Origin of the sequence: Methylobacterium carpenticola (genome assembly GCF_042748905.1) — a bacterium.
Taxonomy (GTDB): domain Bacteria; phylum Pseudomonadota; class Alphaproteobacteria; order Rhizobiales; family Beijerinckiaceae; genus Methylobacterium; species Methylobacterium carpenticola.
On sequence record NZ_JBHZEO010000001.1, the window covers coordinates 1,703,509 to 1,723,092 of the forward strand.

A 19,584-nucleotide genomic window follows, 5' to 3' on the forward strand; every position below is an offset into this window, starting at 1 on the left:
GCCGTCGACCGCCGCACCGGACGATCGGCCTCCCTGCCCGCCTCGCGCCGCGGGCGGCATCCGCAGCGGATTGTCCCGAAAATTCCCCGCGCCCGAGGGAGGGCGCGGGGCTTTGCCAGCGTCGTGCCGTCAGCCCCGCTGGGACATCGACACGTAGTCGCGCTTGGCCGGGCCGACATAGAGCTGGCGCGGACGGCCGATCTTCTGCGACGGGTCCTCGATCATCTCGGCCCATTGCGCGATCCAGCCCACCGTGCGGGCCAGCGCGAACAGCACCGTGAACATCGAGGTCGGGAAGCCCATCGCCTTGAGGGTGATGCCCGAGTAGAAGTCGATGTTCGGGTAGAGCTTCTTCTCGACGAAGTACTCGTCCTTGAGGGCGATCTGCTCCAGCTCGATGGCCACGTCGAGCAGCGGGTCGTCCTTGATGCCGAGTTCGGCCAGCACCTCGTGGGTGGTCTTGGCCATGATGCGGGCGCGCGGGTCGTAGTTCTTGTAGACCCGGTGGCCGAAGCCCATCAGGCGGAACGGATCGTTCTTGTCCTTGGCCTTGGCGATGTATTCCGGGATGCGTTCGGGACGGCCGATCTCCTCCAGCATCTTCAGCGCCGCCTCGTTGGCGCCGCCATGGGCGGGGCCCCACAGGCAGGCGATGCCGGCCGCGATACAGGCGAAGGGGTTGGCGCCCGAGGAGCCCGCCAGACGCACCGTCGAGGTCGAGGCGTTCTGCTCGTGGTCCGCGTGCAGAATAAAGATGCGGTCGAGGGCGCGCGCCAGCACCGGATTGGCGTGGTACTCCTCGCACGGGACCGCGAAGCACATCCGCAGGAAGTTCGACGTGTAGTCGAGGTCGTTCTTCGGGTACACGAAGGGCTGGCCGATGGAGTACTTGTACGCCATCGCCGCCAGGGTCGGCATCTTGGCGATCATGCGCATGGAGGCGACCATGCGCTGCTTCTCGTCCGAGATGTCGGTGGAGTCGTGGTAGAAGGCCGAGAGGGCGCCGACGCAGGCCACCATGATGGCCATCGGGTGGGCGTCGCGGCGGAAGCCCTGGAAGAACCGGTTCATCTGGTCGTGCACCATGGTGTGGCGCGTGACCCGGTAGTCGAAATCGGCCTTCTGGGCCGCGGTCGGCAGCTCGCCGAACAGCAGGAGGTAGCAGGTCTCCAGGAAGTCGCCGTGCTCGGCGAGCTGCTCGATCGGATAGCCGCGGTAGAGGAGGATGCCCTCGTCGCCGTCGATGTAGGTGATCTTCGATTCGCAGGCGGCGGTCGAGGTGAAGCCGGGATCGTAGGTGAACATCCCGGTCTGGGCATAGAGCTTGCCGATGTCGACGACGCTCGGTCCGATCGTGCCGTCCTTCTGCGGCAGGTCCACCTGGCGGCCGTTCACCGTGAGGGTGCTGTTGGGGAAGCTCATGGGGTTTTGGACCCTTTCTTCAACGGAATGAGCGTCGGGGCACGGGGCCGGGAACCCGGCGCGGTTCGCGGGCGCGGGCGCTGCGGCGGGGGCTTTGCTGCAAGTGCTCACTCGCCGACCGGGTTAGCGGATCGACGCTGCGTCTTCAACTGGACCGCCCGAACCGGGTTACAAAATTCACGCTCTGTTCATAGTCCCCCCGGGGCCGGCCTGCGGCGAGCCGGGATTCGGGCGGGGCCGGCCCCGCCCGGACGGGCTTGTGCGCGATCAGGCCGCCTGATCGCGCAGGCGCCCCAGGCTCTCCTCGCGGCCGAGCACCGCCATCACGTCGAACAGGCCCGGCGAGGTGGCCCGGCCGGTGAGCGCGGCCCGGAGCGGCTGCGCCACCTGCCCGAGCTTCACGCCCGCGGCCTCCGCGAAGTCGCGCACCGCCTGCTCGGTGGCGGCGGCGCTCCACTCGGTGAGGGCCTCCAGGCGCGGCAGCACCCGGGCGAGGCGCTCGCGCCCGCCATTGCCGAGGAGCCCCGTGGCCTTCTCGTCGAGGGCGAGCGGGCGCGGGGCGTAGAGGTAATAGGCGCTGTCGAGGAGTTCGATCAGGGTCTTGGCCCGCTCCTTCAGTCCCGGCATCGCCGCGAGCAGGCGCGCGCGCAGGGCCGGATCGAGGCTCGTCGGCAGCCCGCGCGGCGGTCCCTGCACCGGCAGGATCGCCGCGATGGCGTCCACCAGCTCCGCATCCGGGGTCGACCGGATGTAGTGGCCGTTGAGGTTCTCGAGCTTGGCGAAATCGAAGCGCGCCGGCGAGCGGCCGATCTGCTTGAGGTCGAAGGCCCGGATCATCTCCTCGGTGGAGAAGATCTCCTGGTCGCCGTGGCTCCAGCCCAGCCGCACGAGGTAGTTGCGCAGCGCGCTCGGCAGGTAGCCGAGATCCCGGTAGGCATCGACCCCGAGCGCCCCGTGGCGCTTGGAGAGCTTCGCCCCGTCCGGCCCGTGGATGAGCGGGATGTGGGACATGCTCGGCACGCTCCAGCCCAGCGCCTGGTAGATCTGCGTCTGGCGCGCCGCGTTGGTGAGGTGGTCGTCGCCCCGGATGACGTGGGTGACGCCCATGTCGTGGTCGTCCACCACCACGGCCAGCATGTAGGTGGGCGTGCCGTCCGAGCGCAGCAGCACGAGGTCGTCGAGATCCTTGTTCTGCCAGACCACCCGGCCCTGAACCTCGTCCTCCACCACGGTCTCGCCCTCGGTGGGCGCGCGCAGGCGGATCACCGGCTTGACCCCGGCGGGGGCCTCGGCGGGATCGCGGTCGCGCCAGCGGCCGTCGTAGCGCAGGGGCCGGCCCTCGCGCCGGGCGGCCTCGCGCATCTCGGCGAGTTCCTCCGGCGTCGCGTAGCAGTGATAGGCCTTGCCCGCGGCGAGCAGGCTCTCGGCCACCTCCCGGTGCCGGGCGGCCCGGGCGAACTGGTAGATCACATCCCCGTCCCAATCGAGGCCGAGCCAGGACAGGCTGTCGAGGATCGCGTCGATGGCGGCTTGCGTCGAGCGTTCGCGGTCCGTGTCCTCGATGCGCAGCAGCATCCGGCCGCCGGCCTTGCGGGCATAGAGCCAGTTGAACAGCGCCGTGCGGCCTCCGCCGATGTGGAGGAAGCCCGTGGGCGACGGGGCGAAGCGCGTGACGACGGAGGACATCAGCAACGAGAACCGATCATTCAGGTGGGGACGGATGCCGGACTGGAGACACAGGCCCGGTCGACCCGCCGACGAGGCGTCCTGTAGCATGCGCGCGACCGGGCGTTAAGGAATCCGCAGGATCCCGCCATAGGACCCAGCCATGACGCGCGGAGAGGCAAGGCTCGCGGTGCGGGGAGCGGGCCTGCCGGCCCGGCTCGCCCCGCGCGCCCTCGCCCTCCATCTCGGGAGCGGCGCGGCCGCCTGCCTCGCGGAGGAGGCGGCGCAGCGCCGGCTCTTCCCCTGGCTCGCGGTCGCCTTCGGGGCGGGCATCCTGCTGTTCTTCGCCGGCGTCGACGGCCGGCCCTCCCTCGCCGCGCCGCTGGTGGCGGCCGGCCTCTGCGCCGGCGCGGCGGCGGCCTGCCGGGCCCGCCCGGGCGCCCGCGCCGCCGCGCTCGGCCTCGCCGCCCTGTTCCTCGGCTTCGCGGCGGCGACGTTCCGGGTCGCGGACGTCGCCGCCCCGGTCCTCGCGCGCATCACCATCGCTCCCCTCGAAGGCTTCGTGGAATCCCTCGACGAGCGCGAGGAGGGCGCGCGGATCGTGGTTCTGGTGCACCGCCTCGGGGACCTCGCCCCGGCCGAGCGCCCGGCGCGGGTGCGCGTCTCCTACCGCCGGGCCGCCCCCCTGCGGCCCGGCGACTTCGTCGCCGCCAAGGCGCGGCTGCTGCCGCCCCCGGAGCCTGCCCGGCCGGGCGGCTACGATTTCGCCCGCGACGCCTATTTCCGCGGGATCGGCGCGGTGGGCTCGCTCCTCGGCGCCGTCACGGTGCGGGCGCCCCCCGAGCCGCCGCCGCTCTCGATGCGGGTCGCCGCCGCCATCGACGATGCCCGCAACGGTCTCACCCGGCGCATCACCGACGCCAATGGCGGCCAGGCGGGCGCCGTCGCGGCGGCCCTCGTCACCGGCAAGCGGGGGCTCATCGATGCCACCACCAACGACACCCTGCGGGCGGCGGGCATCTACCACGTGGTCTCGATCTCCGGCCTCCACATGGTGCTGGCGGCGGGCGTGGTGTTCTGGATCGCCCGGGCGCTCCTCGCCCTGGTCCCCGGCCTCGCCGTATCCTGGCCGATCAAGAAGTTCGCCGCCGGCCTCGCGATGGTCGGAGTGACCGCCTATTGCGTGTTCTCCGGCTGGGACATCGCGGCGGAGCGCTCGCTGGTGATGACCCTGATCATGCTCGGCGCGATCCTGGTCGACCGGCCGGCGCTCAGCCTGCGCAACCTCGCGCTGGCGGCCCTGATCGCCCTCGCCCGCGAGCCCGAAGGGCTGCTCGGGCCGAGCTTCCAGATGTCCTTCGCGGCGGTGGCGGGGCTCATCGCCTGCGCGCGCCTCCTCGACGGCCGCGTGGTCCGGGCGGAGGGAGCGGGCCCGCTCGGCCGGGCCCTGGGCTGGGCGGCGGGCGCCCTTCTGGGCACGCTCGCCACCACCCTGGTGGCGCAGGTCGCCACCGCGCCCTTCGCCACCTACCACTTCCAGACCGTGCAGCCCTTCGGGGTGCTCGGCAACGCGCTGACCCTGCCCCTCGTCTCCGTGGTGGTGATGCCGGCGGCCGTGCTCGGCATCCTCGCCTATCCGTTCGCCCTCGACCGGCCGGTCTGGTGGGCGATGGGCCTCGCGGTGCGCGGCATGCTCGACATCTCCGCCTGGATCCGCGGCTTCGACCACGCGACCCTGGTGCTGCCGGCCTTCGGCAGCGGCGCGCTCCTCGTCCTCACCCTCGGCCTGCTCCCGCTGACGCTGTTCGCCTCGCGCCTGCGCTGGCTCGGCCTCGCACCGGTGCTCGCCGGCATCGCCCTCGCGGCCCACCCCCGGCGTCCGGACCTCTACGTCGACCGCGAGGGCGCGGGCGCGGCCCTGCGGGTGGCGGACGGGCGGCTCGCCACCCTCGGCCGGCCGCCGGCCTTCGGCCTGGAGCAATGGCTGAAGGCGGACGGCGACGGCCGCTCCCGGGGCGACCCCGATCTGGCCCGGGCCGAGCGCTGCGACGCCCTCGGCTGCGTCGCGACGGCGCGGAACGGCTGGCGCGTGGCGCTCGCCCGGGACAAGCGCGCCCTGGAGGCGGATTGCGCACGGGCGGACATCGTCATCACCCGCGCGGTGGCGCCGGCGCCCTGCGCGGCGCGGCTCGTCATCGACCGCGCCTTCCTCGCCGCCCACGGCGCCACCACGGTGCGGTTCGCCCCCGAGGGCCCGGCCGTCACCACCGCGCGCCGCCCCGGCGAGCGCCCCGCCTGGCGGCTCCCGCCTTCGGCCCCGCCCCCTGCACCGCCGGAAGCGGTGCCGCCGACCGAGCCCGACGGGGCGGAATGGGAGCCGTGACCCGTTTCGGGACGGTGTCCGGGATTTTTCCCTTGCAAAAATCACTCGGCCTGCCAACGGCATAGCTTGGCCCGGCGGCGGCGCGGCACGGCTCTGCCCGCCGCACGGGGTTGCTCCCCGGGCTCAAGCTGCTAAGCTTCCGTTCACCGTACCGTGAGCCCGCAGCCAGCGCGCGACCGGCGGCCGTCGCGCGGCCGTCCGGACGGCATCGGCCATTTGCACCACCGATCGTGGTGCGCACCACAAAACGTGGTGCCTGCCTCCCTGCACCCGGATCGGCGTGGGGAGCCCTTCTCCATCCTGTGCGTCGAGGGCAGGCCGTGGGAGCCGGCCCCGGCGCCGCTCAGACCGGATCGCGCGCGGGCCTCCAGCACCCGCGCCATCCCCTTTGCGCGAGAGGACACGCGATGATCGATCACGAACGCCGCCTGCTTAGCAAGGCCGCCCAGACCACCGAGGGCCGCATCTCGGTGAAACGCGACCCGGACCGGTCCTGGCCGGGCGACCACAGCCGGCTCTGCGCCCTGGAGAACGAGGGCCACCTGCTCTTCGTGGGCGAGCAGGCCGGCCCGCATATCGGCGGGACCTTCGCGATCTGGCAGATCACCGACAGCGGCCGTGCCGCCCTGCAGGTGAAGGAGGCGCGCCGCCGCGTCCCCCCCGCGACGCGGTGCCGTTTGGGGCCGCGGCGCAGGGGCGTTAACATGGAGGGGCCGTCCCTCGCCGGGGGCGGTCCTTCACCGCGGGGGAGCGATGGAATTCGTCTGCGACGCCGACGGCGGCAAGGCCTGGTTCCGCATCGAGACCGAGGCGGAGGCGATCCGCGAATCGGCCCTGATGGGGCACGCCGTCGAGAAGCATTTCCGGCAGGCGGAGGCGCGCGCGCGGGCCTCCTACGTGCCGCCGCCAGGCCCCTTCATCGAGCAGGAGATCGGCCTCAAGGGGCATGTCGAGCGCACGATGCCCCGCTTCTTCACCCTCCGCGACGCGGAGGGCGGGGGGCTTGCCACCGCCATGGTGCCGCTGCGCGAGGATGCCTGCCCGATCATCGTCGGGAGCGGCAACCAGGACCCCTACATCGCGCACGCGGCAGCGATCCGCGCGCTCGGCCACCATCTCGGCCGCGAGCTCGACCGCACGCGCTGCTATCCTTACGGCCGGGGCTGAGGGCCTCGGGCGGACCTGCATGAGTTGGGCGCCGCGGCTGCGTCGACCTTCGGATGACGGCCGCGGCGGCCTTGCCGATCGTCCTGACGGATCCGGCTCGCAAGTTCCGATCCGGGCGCGGGATCCCCTCTCCCGGGTGGGAGAGGCGGGCCGTGGCGGAGCGGCGAATGGATGCGCCGCGCGGCGTCTCTCCCTGCGGATGAGCACGATCAGAGAGCTGGCGCGGAGAGTTGGCGAAGCCGTCGAGTGAAGCGCTGTCGCAACCCGGCCGCGATCGGGCAGCACCTCGCCCGCATCCGGCGGGTGCGGCCTCATACGGTTTCCGGATGATCGCTTCGCGATGCGGAAACCGGCCTCGCTCAGGCGCCGCGCGGGCTCGTGATACGGTTTCCGAAAGTGATCGTCCGGAAACCGTATCAGCCCCCTCCGGCCCGCCCTCGGCGCCGAGGCGCCCATGCGCTACCCCGCCGCAGCCCTGCCCGGACCGCTTGCGAATTCTCGCCATGGGCCATAACTTATTGAAAGTGCTTTAGTTTTCAAAAGTTCTAATCTACGGAGGGTCGGGCGCCAGCGCCGGATGCTCCACGAACCGGGTGCCTCGATCCTCAGCATGATCGTCTGTTCCTGCAACGTCTTCTCCGACGGCCAAGTGCGCGCGTGCCTCCATCCGGGTCCGGGTTGCCCCCGCACGCCGGCCCAGGTCTATGCCTGCCTGGGCTGCAGCCCGAAATGCGGGCGCTGCGCGCGCACCATCCGCGGCATCCTCTCCCGGGCCCTCGCCGAGGCGCACGACAGCTGCACCACCGCCTGCAGCACCGCCTGCCCGCTGAGTGCGGAGCGCACGCATGGCGCAGAGCGCACGCATGGCGCGGAGCACAGGCACGGCGCGGAGCACGCGGCCGAGGCTGCCTGACCGGCTCCCCGCCCCTCGGCGGCTTTGCGGTGATCGCGTTAGGGGAACCGTAGGGAGGCGGTTCTAGGATCGGGGCGTCTCACCCCGGCCCGCCATGATCGCCACCCCGACCTTCCCGGACCTCTCCGCCCTGGTGGTCGATGAGAGCCTCTATCTCCGCCGCATCGTGCGCGACATGCTGATGCGGGTGGGGATCAAGCGGGTGCTCGAAGCGCCGGACGGCGCCGAGGCGCTCGGCGTGCTGGCCGAGAGCAAGCCCGATCTCGTCGTGCTGGACTGGGATCTCGCCATCCTCTCGGGCGAGGAGTTCATCCGCCTCGCGCGCACCCCCGCCACCTCCCCGGCGCCCACCGTGCCGATCATCCTGATGCTGGCCCAGCCCCGCCGCAACATCGTCGACCGGGCGGTCAACCTCGGGGTCAACGAGATCATCGCCAAGCCCTTCTCGCCCAAGATCCTGTGGTCGCGCCTCGACGAGGTGATCAACCGCCCGCGCCCGTTCTCGCAGGTCAAGAGCCTGCTGCGGCCGCTGCCGCGGGTCGCCTTGTCGATGAATCCCAAAGTGGTTGCCTGACATCCGGAATCGGGTGCAACGACGCATTGCGTTCCCAACCGGGCGACGTAAGCTTGGGTCATGACAGCGCTGCCCATGCAACCGTCATGGGCTGGAAGGATTGTTGGCGTCGTGAGGGACGAGACTGCCGCCCCCGTGCCGGCGCGCGCCGCGGAGCGGGCGGAGCCTGCGCGCCAGAGCGTGCTGCTGCGCGAGGCGCGGTCGGCCGGCTACGCCACGTCCCGTCCCGCCGCCGTGTCTCCCGCGCGCCGGCGCCCCTATGCGGCCCTCGACCTCGGCACGAACAATTGCCGGCTCCTGATCGCGGAGCCGGCGCCCTACGGCTTTCGCGTCGTCGACGCCTTCTCGCGCATCGTGCGGCTCGGCGAGGGCCTGGGCAGCACCGACCGCCTCAGCGACGAGGCCATCACGCGCACCGTCGAGGCGCTGAGCGTCTGCCGCGCCAAGATGGAGGCACGCGGCGTCCTCCGCTCCAAGGTCATCGCCACCGAGGCCTGCCGGCTGGCGGTGAACGGGCCGGATTTCGTGGCGCGGGTGCGGCGCGAGGTCGGGCTCGATCTCGAGATCGTCGACCGGCGCACGGAGGCCTATCTCGCGGTCACCGGCTGCGCGGCCCTCGCCGACCGGCAGGCGGAATCGGTGGTGATCTTCGACATCGGCGGCGGCTCGACGGAGATCGTCTGGCTGCACGGCAGCGCGGCGCTCGCCCGCAGCACCGACCCGACCCTGCGCATCCGCGCCTGGGATTCCCTGCCGGTGGGCGTGGTGACCCTGGCGGAACGCTACGGCGGCAGCGACGTCACCCCGGCGATCTTCGAGGGCATGGTCGAGGAGGTCTCGGCCAAGCTCACCAAGTTCGCCCTGATGGCCGGCGCGGCGGCCCACGCGCCGCATTTCCACCTGCTCGGCACCTCCGGCACGGTGACGACGCTGGCCGCCATGCATCTGCGCCTGCCCCGCTACGACCGGCGGCGCATCGACGGGCTCTGGATGAGCGACCGCGAGGTCTCGACGGCGATCGGCGACCTCCTCGACACGCGCCTCGCCGAGCGGGCGCGCAACCCCTGCATCGGGCGCGACCGGGCCGACCTCGTGCTGGCGGGCTGCGCCATCCTGGAGGCGATCCGCCGGGCCTTCCCCTCGGAGCGCCTGCGCATCGCCGACCGGGGCCTGCGCGAGGGCCTGCTCATGAACATGATGCGCGAGGACGGCGTCTGGCGCCGGGGCGGACGGGGTTGAGATCCGCATGACCCTTGCGGTGCCGGCCATTCGGCGTCATTGCCACGGGCAGGTGCGGGAGTGAGGCGATGAGCGATCGGCGGGGCGGGCCCCGGGGCGACCTGAAGCAGCGGGTGCGGACCGCCCGCGGCCGCACGGTCTCGTCCAAGCGCTGGCTGGAGCGGCAGCTCAACGATCCCTACGTGGCCCGCGCCAAGCGCGAGGGCTACCGCTCGCGGGCCGCCTACAAGCTCCTCGAGATGGACGAGCGCTTCCACATCCTGAAGCCCGGTCAGCGGGTTGTGGATCTCGGCGCGGCGCCCGGGGGCTGGTCGCAGGTGGCCGCCGCGAAGGTCGGCGCGCATCCCGGCGCGTCCGGGCCGCGCGGGCGCGTCGTCGGCATCGACCTCCTGGAGATCGAGCCGATGCCCGGCGTCGATTTCATCACCCTCGACTTCCTCGATGCGAGCGCGCCGGCCCGGCTGATCGAGCTGCTCGGCGGACCGGCCGACATCGTGATGTCCGACATGGCGGCGAACGCCACCGGGCACAAGAAGACCGATCACCTGCGCATCATGGGCCTCGCCGAGACGGCCGCCGCCTTCGCCCGCGAGGTGCTGGCCCCGGGGGGCGCCTACCTCGCCAAGGTGCTCCAGGGCGGCACCGAGGGCGGGCTGCTCGCCGACCTCAAGCGCGACTTCGCCACCGTGCGCCACGTGAAGCCGGCGGCGAGCCGGGCGGATTCGAGCGAGCTCTACGTGCTGGCCACCGGCTACCGGGGCGGGCCGGACGAGGCCGGGACGCCCGACGACGAGGAGCCGGAGGAGGATGCGGCGCCGGCTTGGCGGCCCTGACCGCCTGACGCCGCGGGCGGCGCGGGCCCTGGCGTGCGACCTGCTCGTGGGGCACGGCTTCGCGCCCGTGGCCGAGGGCGCGCGCAGCGGCAGCCTCTACCTGCGGGCGCCGGGCGGCCCGCATCAGGTTCGTATCGCCGATCACGCCCGCACGCCGAAGCGGCGGCAGCAATACCCGCAGGTGGTGGCGAGCCTCGTGATCGCGGATCCGCTCTCGGAGGCCGCGGTGCGGGAGCGGGTCGCGTCCGCGCTCCGCGCCGTGGCGGCGGCGGAGCGGGTGGAGGATCAGCCGGTATAGACGGAGGCGGCGACCGGGGTCGCGGGAACGCGGCCCGCATGGGTGCTGCTCCAGATCGCCCAGACGGCGAGCCCCGAGCAGGAGAGCATGACGAGGCCGCGGAGGTAACGGCCGCGATGGATGTCGCGCACCGCGTAGACCGGCAGCAGCATCGCCTTGGCGATGTTCCGCAGCGCCAGAACCATGAGGATCATCAGGAAGGCGGAAACCGTGCCGAGCATGCGTATCGCCCCTTGGATCTGATTCGCCGGACCGAGTGTGGACCCGCAACGCGGCGAAACGAAGTCGCGTCCCGGGGCCGGAGAGCGGCGGCGGATCCGGGCGCCGCCGTGCGTAAGGTTAACTCTGCGGCCGGGATGGTTAACGAATGGCTGCGCGGGGAGCCGCCTGCTTGCCGAATCCGCCGGGACCGCCGATCCTCAGTAGCCCCGCCCCCGGTCCACGGCGTGCGGGATCGGCTCCCCCGCCCGCAGGGCTGTGGCGGTGGCCCGCAACATCGCGGCGACCGCCTGCGGGCTCGCGTCGCAGGCCTCGTGGGGCGTGACCACGATCTTCGGATGCCGCCAGAACGGATGCGCCTCCGGCAGCGGCTCGACCGCGAACACGTCGAGGGCCGCCGCGCCGAGGGGGCCGTCGTCGAGGGCGGCGAGGAGATCGGCCTCGACCAGATGGGCGCCGCGCCCGACCTGCACGAGGGTCGCGCCGGGCTTGAGCCGCCGGAACAGCGACGCGTCGAGGATGCCCTTCGTCTCGGGCGTGAGCGGCAGCAGGTTCACCAGCACGTCGGTGCGCGCCAGCAGCGCCGCGAGGCCCTCCGCCCCGTGATGATGCGCGACCGCCGCCTCGGGCGGCCGCTCGCTCCGGCTCCAGGCCAGGACCGTGAAGCCGAGCGCCGCGAGATCGGCCGCGACCTGCGCCCCCATTCGCCCGTAGCCGAGGAGCCCCACGGTGATCTCGCCGGCCGGGCGCTGGCCCAGCGGCCGCCACGCGGCCCGCGCTTGGTTCTCCGCGTAGGTGCGGAAGCGCCGCTGGTGCCCGATCACGTGCCAGAGCACGAAGCAGGACATGGCCCGGGCCTGATCGGGATCGACCACGCGCACGACGGCGACGTCCGGCGGCAGGCCCGGGCAGGCGAGCAGGCTGTCGACCCCGGCGGCGATGGAGCAGACGGCCCGGAGGTTCGGATACTGCGCGAAGGCGTCCGCGGGCGGGAACCACGCGAGCGCCATCGGCACGTCCCCTGCCCCCTCCGCCACCGGGTGGGGCACGGCCTCGATGACGTCGGCGACCTCCGCGAGAACCGGGCCGAAATGGCGCGCGAGGTCGAGGGTCGTGCTGAGCAGCACGCAGCGCAGGGGCGTGGTCATGCGGCGCTGCGGGTCCGGCCCGGCACGGCGTCGAGGAGGGCGCGCGTGTAGGGGTGCTCGGGATGGGCGAAGAGGGCGGCGGCGGGCTTCAGCTCCACGATCTCGCCCCGGCGCATCACCGCGATGCGGTCGCAGATCTGGGCCGCCACCCGCAGGTCGTGGGTGATGAACAGCATCGAGAGGCCGAGCCGCCGCTTCAGGTCCTCCAGGAGCGCCAGCACCTGCGCCTGGACCGAGACGTCGAGGGCCGAGACCGCCTCGTCCGCCACCAGGATCTCGGGCTCCAGGGCGAGCGCCCGGGCGATGCCGATGCGCTGGCGCTGGCCGCCGGAGAATTCGTGCGGGAAGCGCTCGAAGGCGGACGGATCGAGCCCGACGAGGCTCAGGAGTTCCCGGGCGCGCGCCGTGGCCTCGGCCTCCGGCACGCCGTGGGCGCGGGGGCCGTCCGCGATGATGCGCCCGACGCTGCGCCGCGGGTTGAGCGACGCGAAGGGATCCTGGAACACCATCTGGATCCGGCGCCGGGCCCGGCGCAGGGCCTCGCCCGAGAGCCGGGTCAGGTCGGTGTCGCCGATCCGCACGCTGCCGGCATCGGGCTCGACGAGGCGCATCACCAGCTTGGCGATCGAGGACTTGCCGGAGCCCGATTCGCCGACGAGGCCGAGCGTCTCGCCCTTGTGGAGGGCGAAGGCGACCGCGCGCGCGGCCTCGACCCGGCGGGGCTTCTGCCACCAGCCGCCGCCCGTGACGTAGGTCTTGGAGAGGCCTGCCACCTCGACGGCCTTCGCGCCCGCGACCGGCGGCCGGGAGGGCGGATCCATCGAGGGCACGGCGGCGAGCAGGGTGCGGGTATAGGCCTGCTGCGGGCGCCCGAGCACGGCAGGGGCCGGGCCCTCCTCGACCACGCGGCCGTGGCGCAGAACCAGCACCCGGTCGGCGATCTCCGCCACCACGCCGAAATCGTGGGTGATGAACAGCACCGCCATGCCGTGGCGGCGTTGCAGGTCGCGGATCAGGCCGAGGATCTGCGCCTGGGTCGTCACGTCGAGGGCGGTGGTGGGCTCGTCGGCGACGAGCACCGCCGGTTCGAGGGCGAGCGCCATGGCGATCATCGCCCGCTGGCGCTGGCCGCCGGAGAGCTGGTGCGGATAGGCCCGCACGATGCGCTCCGGCTCCGGCAGCCCGACCTCCGTGGCGAGCGCCACCGCGCGGGCGCGGCGCTCGGCCGGGGTGAGGAGGCCGTGGGCCTCGTACATCTCGGCGATCTGGTCGCCGATGCGCATCAGCGGGTTCAGGGCCGTCATCGGCTCCTGGAAGATCATGCCGATGCGCCGGCCGCGGGTGTCGCGCCAGCCCGCCGCGTCCTGGCCGAGGAGGTCGGTCGCCCCGAAGCGGATCTCCCCGCCCACGGGCCGCACCGCCTTCGGCAGGAGGCCCATCAGGGCGTGGGCGCACATCGACTTGCCCGAGCCCGATTCGCCGACGAGGCAGAGGATCTCGCCCGCCGTGAGGTCGAAGGAGACCCCGTCGACCGCGTGTTCGCGGTCGGCGCCCGCCGGCAGGGCGAGCCGCAGGTTCCGGACGGAGACGACGGTGCTCATCTTCCCTCCCGGGACAGGCGCGGGTTGAGGGCGTCGTTGAGCCCCTCCCCGATCAGGTTGAGGGCGAGCACGGTGAGCAGGATCACGAGGCCCGGCAGGGCGGTGATCCACCACGCCTGCCGGATCACCGTGCGGCCGGCCCCGACCATGAAGCCCCAGGACATCCGGTTCGGATCGCCGAGCCCCAGGAAGGACAGCGAGGATTCGAGCAGGATCGCGGTGGCGACCATCAGCGAGGCCAGCACCACGATGGGCGAGAGGGTGTTGGGCAGGATCTCGCGCCGCAGGATGGTGAAGGTGGTCTGGCCGGTGACGACCGCCGCCTGCACGTAGTCGCGCGAGCGCAGGGAGAGCACCTCGCCGCGCACCAGCCGCGTCACCGGCGGCCAGCTCACCAGCGCGATGGCGAGGATCAGCGAGGACAGGGCCGGCTGCAGGATCGCCACCAGCACGATGGCGAGCGCGAAGCTCGGGATGGTCTGGAACAGCTCGGTGAAGCGCATCAGCGCGTCGTCGACCCGACCGCCGAAATAGCCGGCGAGCGCCCCGATCGGCACGCCGATCAGGAGGGCGGCCAGCGTCGAGACGAGACCGACCATCAGCGAGACGCCCGCCCCGTGCATCAGGCCCGCGGCGATGTCGCGCCCGAGCGCGTCGGTGCCGAGGGGCACCCGCTCCAGCGTGAAGGGCGGCACGAAGGGCCGCTGCACCATCCGCCAGGGCGAGGTCGGGTAGAGGACGGGCGCGAGGATCGCCGCCGCCACGACGAGGAGCAGGATCACGATCCCGATCACCGCGCCCGGGTGGCGCAGGAAGGTGGCGAGGGCGCCGCGTCTCATCGGGCGGCCTCGATGCGCGGATCGACCACGCGGTAGATCACGTCGGTGGCGAGGTTGAAGATCAGCACCATGGCGGAGGAGACCACGAAGACGCCGAGGAGCAGGTTGTAGTCGCGCTGGAGCAGAGCCTCGTACATGAGCCGGCCGATGCCCGGCCACGCGAACACCGTCTCGGTGAGGATCGCGCCGCCGACGAGGGTGCCCGCCTGGAGGCCGGCCAGGGTGACGACCGGCAGCAGGGCGTTGCGCAGCACGTGGCGGCGCTGGATGACGCCCTCCCGCAGGCCCTTGGCCCGGGCGGTCTTCACGAAGTCCTGGCCCGCCACCTCCAGCATCGAGGCGCGGGTCATGCGGACGTAGACCGCCATGAAGAACAGCCCGAGGGTCAGGGACGGCAGGACGAGGTGGAGGGCGATGTCGCCCGCGCGGGCGAGGCCCGTATAGCCCCCGCCCACCGTCTCGAAGCCGAAAGCCGGCAGCCAGTCGAGCCGCACCGAGAACACGATGATCGCCATCAGCGACACCCAGAACAGGGGCGTGGCGTAGAACAGGAGCGCGAGGCCCGTGATGGCGGTGTCCGACCAGCGCCCCGCCCGCCGCGCGGCGAGCGCCCCGAACAGCACGCCGAGGCCGAGCGAGACCAGGAAGGCGGTGCCGGTGAGGAGCAGGGTCGCCGGCAGCCGGTCGAGGATGAGCTGGCCCACCGGCATCTGCTGGCGCACGGAATAGCCGAGATCGAGGGTGAGGATGTTGCCGAGATAGAGCCCGAGCTGGGTCGGCAGCGATTGGTCGAGCCCGAACTTCTCCCGGAGCTGCGCCACGTAGGCCTGATCGCCCGCCCCGGCCTCGCCCGCCATCACCAGGGCGGGGTCGCCCGGGGCGAGGCGGATGAGGAAGAAGTTGAGGACCACGATGGCGAGGAGCACCAGGAGCCCCTTGCCGATGCGGCGCGCGAGGAAGAGGGCCACGCGTCAGCGCTCGATCCAGGCGTCGCGGAAGCCGTCGTTCACGCCGATGCCGGTGGTGACGAGGTCGTGCACCTTGCAGCGGGTGATCGTCGGGAACTGGAGTTCGAGCAGCCACGCCACCGGCGCGTCCTCGATCAGGGTCTTCTGCACGGTGTCGTAGATGGCCTGCCGGTCGGCGGCCTGGACCGCCACCGCGCCGTCCGCGAAGCCCTTGTCGACGGCGGGGTTGGAATAGCCCTCGACGTTGTTCCAGGGCGAGCCCTTGGCGATCTGCGAGGAGACGTAGTTGCGCGCGACGCCGAGCGCCGGGTCGCCGTACTGGTAGAGGTAGGTGAAGGCGATGTCGTAGTCCCAGTCGGCGGTCTTCTGGTTCCAGCCGGCGACGTCGGTGGCGACCAGCTCGGTCTTGATGCCGACATCCTCCAGGTTCTGCTTCACCGCCTCGGCCCAGCGCTGCCAGGTCTCGCCGTAGGGCAGCGGCAGCAGCCGCACGGTCTCGCCCTTGTAGCCGGACTCCTTCAGCAGGGCCTTGGCCTTGGCGGGATCGTAGGAGTACTTGGCGAGCTTGCCGTTGTGGAAGCGGGTCGACGAGGAGATCGGGCCGGTCGCCGGATTGCCGAGCCCGTTCCAGACCACGTCCTTGGCGAAGTCGCGGTCGAGGGCGTAGGACACCGCCTGCCGGAAGGCCTTGTTCGCGGTCGGGCCCTGGCGGTTGTTGAGCCACAGCCAGGAATGCGGGCCGAAGAACTCCCAGCCCTTGCCGGTCACGCAGGCGCCCTTCATCTTCGACAGGCGCGGCACGTCGAAGTTCTCGACCGAGCCGCCCGGCAGCACGTCGACCTTGCCGGTCTCGAAGGCCACCGCCCGCGACGCCGCGTCCGGGATCACGTGCCAGTAGATCTCGTCGAGGTAGGGCTTGCCCGCGACGTGGTAGTTCGGGTTCTTCACGAGCCGGATGTACGAACCCTTCTTCCATTCCTTGAACATGAAGGGGCCGGTGCCGACCGGCGTGTTGTTGGCCGGGTTGGTCTTGTAGTCCGTGCCCGCGTAGAGGTGCTTGGGGATCATCGGCAGCGAGCCGACCTCGAAGATGCCGAGGAAGGGCCCGAAGGGCTCGGAGAGCGAGAACACCACCGTGTGGGCGTCGGGGGCGGTGATGCTCGTCACCTTGGCCATGTTGGCCTTGGCGCGCGGATGGGTCTGGCGCAGGAACTCGACCGAGAACAGCACGTCGTCGGCGGTGAAGGGCTTGCCGTCGTGCCAGGTGGCGGTCTTGACGAGGTGGAAGGTGTAGGTCCTGCCGTCCGGGCTCGCCTCCCAGCTCTCGGCGAGGCCGGGCTGCGGGTCCAGGGCCTCGTTGTAGCGCAGCAGGCCCTCGTAGATGTTGCCCGCCACCATCTGGGTCGGGCCGTTCTGGAGCAGGCCCAGCATCAGCCCCGGGGGTTCGGGCTGGATGACCACGTTGGCGACGCCGCCGGGCTTCGGCGCCTGCGCGAAGGCCGCGCCCGCCAGGGTGAGAAGCAACGCCGTGCCCGCCGCGAACCGCCTGATCATCTGCACCCTCTCCGCCGCTTCGGTTGTTGTGCCAGCCATGGTCGTCATCGGGCGCGGGGGGGCTGCCCCGCGCCGTCCGGATCAGTTCCTGTAGTCGGGGTCGCTGCGCTCCAGCATCCGCTTGAACGCCTCCCATTCGGTGTCGGCCAGCGCGCCCGAGGCGACCTTCTCGCCGAAGGTGGCGTATTGGCCCGCCGTCTTGCGGGCGATGGCGGCGGAGGGCCGGACCAGGGGGGCGCCCGCCGCCTGGATCGCGAGCTGCGCCCGGCACGAGCGCTCCATGTTGTGCATCAGCTTGAACGCCTCGCCGACCGTGCGCCCGCAGGTGAGCAGGCCGTGGTTGCGCAGGATCATCACGAACTTGTCGCCGAGATCCGCCACCAGCCGCTCGCGCTCGTCGAGATCGAGGGCGATGCCCTCGTAGGCGTGGTAGGCGATGCGGTCCGTGAACTGCATGGACCACTGGTTGAGCGGCAGCAGCCCCTCCTCCTGGCAGGAGATTGCGACGCCCGCCACCGTGTGGGTGTGCAGGACGCAGGTCGCGTCCTCCCGCGCCGCGTGGATGGCGCTGTGGATGGTGAAGCCCGCCGGGTTGATGCCCTTGCCGTAGGGATCGTCGACCACCTTCCCGTCGAGGTCGACGGTGACGAGGTTGCCGGCCGTCACCTCCTCGAAGCGCAGACCGTAGGGATTGATGAGGAAGCGGTGCTCCGGTCCCGGCAGGCGGGCGGAGATGTGCGTGTAGATGCTGTCGTCGAGGCCGAGCCGGTGAATGAGCCTGTAGGCGGCCGCGAGGTCGGCGCGAATGGCGGCCTCTTCGGCGGTACGGGGTGACGGCATGGTCGAACCCTCCTTCGACGATCGGATGTCCGGAGAGTGACGCGGCCCCCGCACGGGATCAAGCCGAAACTGTCGACAATCGACGCTTACTCGGTGCACACTCTGCCGCCGGAGATGCCATGCGCCCGTTGTCCCCCCCCGTCGGCCTGCCCGTCCTGTCCGATAGCGATCTCGTGCGGCAGGTCGCCCGCCGCCTCACGGACGCGATCACCAGCGGCCGGCTCGCCCCCGGCTCCAAGGTGGTGGAAGCGGCGGTGGCGCGGGAACTCGGCATCAGCCGGGCGCCGGTGCGCGAGGCGGCCCGCCTGCTGGAGAGCCAGGGCCTGCTGCGCGCCTGCCCCCGGCGCGGCTTCTTCGTGCGCGAGATCTCGCCCGCGGATCTCGACGAGGTCTACGACCTGCGCCTCTGCGTCGAGCGCCACGCCGCCGTCGAGGCGTCCCGCCGGCTCACCCCGGCCGCCCGCGCGACCCTGCGCGGGCATCTCGACGCGCTCTACGCCGCGGCGGAGCGCGACGACGACGCCCACATCGTCGAGGCCGATTACCGATTCCACCGGGCGATCTGCGAGATCGCCGACAACGGCCGGCTGCTGCGGGTCTTCGACGGCCTCGCCTCGGAACTGCGGGTGGTGATCGGCCTGATCGGCCGGCTCTACGACGACCCCGACGAGATCGCCCGCACCCACGAGCCGGTGCTCGCCGCCATCGAGGCGGGGCACCCCGAGCGCATCGTCGCGCAGATCGACCACCACATCGGGGTGGCGTGGCGCGAGGTGGGCCGGCTGGCGCGCACTCTCTCCCCGAAACCGGAGGCCCCATGAAAGCCGTCTACACCGAGGATCACCGCAGCCACGATCCGCAGTTCTTCCTCGTGCGGGGGCGCGTCACGCGCACGACCGAGCAGCCCGAGCGGGCCGACCGCCTGCTCGCGGGCCTGCGCGCGGGCGGCCATTCCCTGGTCGCGCCGCAGACCTTCGGGCACGATGCCCGGGCGCGGGTGCACGGCCCGGACTACCTCGCCTTCCTGGCCGAGGCCTGGGATGCCTGGACGGCGCTCGGCGATCCGGCCCCCGAGATGGTGGCCAACATCCATCCGATGCGCGACGACGCGACCTATCCGGAGCACATCATCGGCCGGCTCGGCTGGCACACGGTGGACACCGCCTGCCCGATCGGCCCCGGCACCTACGCGGCGGCCTGCGCGGCCACCGACGTGGCGGCGAGCGCCGCGCAGCTCGTCCTCGACGGGGAGGATGCGGCCTACGCCCTGTGCCGTCCGCCGGGCCACCACGCCTATCGCGACCGGGCGGGCGGGTTCTGCTTCTTCAACAACAGCGCGGTGGCGGCGGCGCTGCTGCGCACGCGCCACGAGCGCGTCGCGATCCTCGACGTGGACGTCCACCACGGCAACGGCACGCAGGGCATCTTCTACGCCGATCCCACGGTGCTGACGGTGTCGATCCACGCCGACCCGGCGCGGTTCTACCCCTTCGTGTGGGGCTACGCGCACGAGCGCGGCGAGGGTGCGGGCCTGGGCGCCAACCGCAACCTGCCGCTGCCGCTGGGCACGGGCGACGACGGTTACCTGGCGACCCTGGACGAGGCGGGCCGGATCATCCGCAGCTTCGCGCCGGGGGCGCTCGTGGTGGCGCTCGGCCTCGACGCCTCGGTCCACGATCCGCTCGCGGGCCTCGCGGTCAGCACCGAGGGCTTCACCCGCATCGGCGCGGCGCTCGCCCGGTTCGGGCTGCCGACCGTGCTGGTGCAGGAGGGGGGCTACCTCTCCGAGCATCTCGGCCCCAACCTCGCGGCGGTGCTGGAGGGCTTCGAGGCGGCGCGCTGAGGCGCGCAGAGACGTCGGTGCGGTCCGGGGACAAGGCGGGATCGGGAACCCCCTCTCCCACTCGGGAGAGGGGAGGAG

Annotated in this window: 18 protein-coding genes; 9 read left to right on the forward strand and 9 right to left on the reverse strand. The window is 72.2% G+C overall.

Features of this window, described 5'->3' with window-relative positions:
• Positions 1–129: 129 nt before the first annotated feature.
• Both gltA and gltX read right to left on the reverse strand, forming a co-directional pair.
• Positions 130–1,422, reverse strand: a complete 1,293-nt coding sequence (gene gltA, locus ACE101_RS08225) for a citrate synthase (protein WP_379127776.1) — start codon at positions 1,420–1,422, stop codon at positions 130–132.
• A 267-nt stretch (positions 1,423–1,689) separates the two neighbouring features.
• Positions 1,690–3,111 (reverse strand): glutamate--tRNA ligase, encoded by a 1,422-nt coding sequence (gltX, locus tag ACE101_RS08230; protein WP_379138540.1) that lies wholly within the window; start codon positions 3,109–3,111, stop codon positions 1,690–1,692.
• A 139-nt stretch (positions 3,112–3,250) separates the two neighbouring features.
• Here gltX and ACE101_RS08235 point away from each other — a divergent pair, with 139 nt between their 5' ends.
• From ACE101_RS08235 to ACE101_RS08265, 7 genes are all read left to right on the forward strand, one after another.
• On the forward strand, positions 3,251–5,470 hold the full coding sequence (locus ACE101_RS08235) for a ComEC/Rec2 family competence protein (protein ID WP_379127779.1): 2,220 nt from the start codon (positions 3,251–3,253) through the stop codon (positions 5,468–5,470).
• 753 nt (positions 5,471–6,223) lie between these two features.
• On the forward strand, positions 6,224–6,637 hold the full coding sequence (locus ACE101_RS08240) for a hypothetical protein (RefSeq protein ID WP_379127782.1): 414 nt from the start codon (positions 6,224–6,226) through the stop codon (positions 6,635–6,637).
• Between the two features lie 610 nt (positions 6,638–7,247).
• On the forward strand, positions 7,248–7,550 hold the full coding sequence (locus ACE101_RS08245; RefSeq protein ID WP_379127784.1) for a (2Fe-2S)-binding protein: 303 nt from the start codon (positions 7,248–7,250) through the stop codon (positions 7,548–7,550).
• A gap of 94 nt (positions 7,551–7,644) precedes the next feature.
• Complete coding sequence (locus ACE101_RS08250) at positions 7,645–8,124, forward strand: response regulator (protein ID WP_379127785.1); 480 nt, start codon at positions 7,645–7,647, stop codon at positions 8,122–8,124.
• A gap of 111 nt (positions 8,125–8,235) precedes the next feature.
• Positions 8,236–9,363: a Ppx/GppA phosphatase family protein gene (locus ACE101_RS08255; RefSeq protein WP_379127787.1), complete on the forward strand. Its 1,128-nt coding sequence runs from the start codon at positions 8,236–8,238 to the stop codon at positions 9,361–9,363.
• Positions 9,364–9,431: 68 nt separating this feature from the next.
• Entirely contained in the window at positions 9,432–10,196 is a 765-nt protein-coding gene (locus tag ACE101_RS08260; protein ID WP_379127790.1) for an RlmE family RNA methyltransferase, read from the forward strand.
• Positions 10,171–10,494, forward strand: coding sequence for a hypothetical protein (locus ACE101_RS08265; RefSeq protein ID WP_379127791.1), 324 nt, complete (start codon positions 10,171–10,173; stop codon positions 10,492–10,494). Before ACE101_RS08260 ends, ACE101_RS08265 begins: the two co-directional genes overlap by 26 nt.
• On the opposite strand, the gene ACE101_RS08270 is transcribed toward ACE101_RS08265, so the two are convergent.
• The 7 genes from ACE101_RS08270 to ACE101_RS08300 form a co-directional block, all read right to left on the reverse strand.
• The gene (locus ACE101_RS08270; protein ID WP_379127794.1) at positions 10,482–10,715 is read right to left on the reverse strand and encodes a hypothetical protein; all 234 of its coding nucleotides are present in this window, start codon (positions 10,713–10,715) and stop codon (positions 10,482–10,484) included. The two genes, ACE101_RS08265 and ACE101_RS08270, sit on opposite strands and share 13 nt — an antisense overlap.
• Positions 10,716–10,913: 198 nt before the next feature.
• Positions 10,914–11,861, reverse strand: coding sequence for a 2-hydroxyacid dehydrogenase (locus tag ACE101_RS08275; RefSeq protein ID WP_379127796.1), 948 nt, complete (start codon positions 11,859–11,861; stop codon positions 10,914–10,916).
• Positions 11,858–13,462, reverse strand: coding sequence for an ABC transporter ATP-binding protein (locus ACE101_RS08280; protein ID WP_379127799.1), 1,605 nt, complete (start codon positions 13,460–13,462; stop codon positions 11,858–11,860). The genes ACE101_RS08275 and ACE101_RS08280 overlap by 4 nt, the downstream gene beginning before the upstream one ends.
• Positions 13,459–14,301, reverse strand: a complete 843-nt coding sequence (locus ACE101_RS08285; RefSeq protein WP_379127802.1) for an ABC transporter permease — start codon at positions 14,299–14,301, stop codon at positions 13,459–13,461. Before ACE101_RS08285 ends, ACE101_RS08280 begins: the two co-directional genes overlap by 4 nt.
• Positions 14,298–15,269, reverse strand: coding sequence for an ABC transporter permease (locus tag ACE101_RS08290; protein WP_379127804.1), 972 nt, complete (start codon positions 15,267–15,269; stop codon positions 14,298–14,300). Before ACE101_RS08290 ends, ACE101_RS08285 begins: the two co-directional genes overlap by 4 nt.
• A gap of 3 nt (positions 15,270–15,272) precedes the next feature.
• On the reverse strand, positions 15,273–16,823 hold the full coding sequence (locus tag ACE101_RS08295) for an ABC transporter substrate-binding protein (RefSeq protein ID WP_379127807.1): 1,551 nt from the start codon (positions 16,821–16,823) through the stop codon (positions 15,273–15,275).
• An 81-nt stretch (positions 16,824–16,904) separates the two neighbouring features.
• Positions 16,905–17,663: a class II aldolase/adducin family protein gene (locus ACE101_RS08300; protein WP_379127811.1), complete on the reverse strand. Its 759-nt coding sequence runs from the start codon at positions 17,661–17,663 to the stop codon at positions 16,905–16,907.
• A 119-nt stretch (positions 17,664–17,782) separates the two neighbouring features.
• Here ACE101_RS08300 and ACE101_RS08305 point away from each other — a divergent pair, with 119 nt between their 5' ends.
• Together ACE101_RS08305 and ACE101_RS08310 are read left to right on the forward strand one after the other, a co-directional pair.
• Complete coding sequence (locus tag ACE101_RS08305) at positions 17,783–18,484, forward strand: GntR family transcriptional regulator (RefSeq protein WP_379127814.1); 702 nt, start codon at positions 17,783–17,785, stop codon at positions 18,482–18,484.
• On the forward strand, positions 18,481–19,506 hold the full coding sequence (locus tag ACE101_RS08310) for a histone deacetylase family protein (RefSeq protein ID WP_379127817.1): 1,026 nt from the start codon (positions 18,481–18,483) through the stop codon (positions 19,504–19,506). Before ACE101_RS08305 ends, ACE101_RS08310 begins: the two co-directional genes overlap by 4 nt.
• Positions 19,507–19,584: the final 78 nt, after the last annotated feature.